General features: G+C 70.7%; 1 protein-coding gene. It reads right to left on the bottom strand.

Translation table 11 applies throughout. The features are described 5' to 3' along the window. Positions 1-540: SIR2 family NAD-dependent protein deacylase (locus HK417_RS24685; protein ID WP_222273522.1), on the bottom strand; the 540-nt coding region annotated here is incomplete at both ends.

Below are 540 nucleotides of genomic sequence, written 5' to 3'. Positions count from 1 at the left end.
CGGCGTCGATCGTGGCGCCCTCCTCCGGGTCGACCTGGACGGCGACGTGCGTGTACAGATCACGCCGCCGTTCTCCCTCGGATCGCAGCAGGCTGCGGTAGAGGACGCGGAAGTCCCACTCGTCGAGGCGGAAGCCCACGAACATCAGCGCCGAGTCCGCCAGCCGCCGGCGCACCACCTTCGGCACGAGGTCCCGGTTGCGGGTGACGCCGATGAGGAAGTCGAAGTAGTCGTCCTCGGTCAGCACCAGCGACTCGGGCTCGTCGAAGGTCCCGAGCAGGTGGTAGATCAGCGGGCGCTCGGCCGTGGGCCCGTAGCCCGGCTCCCGGTCGAACACCGACTCCGGCCAGTCGGCGTCCTCATTCCAGCGGCAGAGCTCCACCTCCGGCTCCCGGCCGGCGTTGCGCAGGGCGCTGGTCAGCAGGCGGGAGTGCAGGGTCGTGATGTAGACCGGCGCCGGCAGCTGGGCGAGGACCGAGAAGGGGTCGACCTGCTCGCGCCGGTGCCGCGCTTTCCAGGCTTCGGCGATGCGGTCCTCGA

Source organism: Modestobacter marinus, assembly GCF_019799945.1.
Taxonomy (GTDB): Bacteria; Actinomycetota; Actinomycetes; order Mycobacteriales; family Geodermatophilaceae; genus Modestobacter; species Modestobacter marinus_B.
Note: the sequence above shows the minus strand (reverse complement) of the source record. Positions and strands in the feature narration are given on the sequence as shown.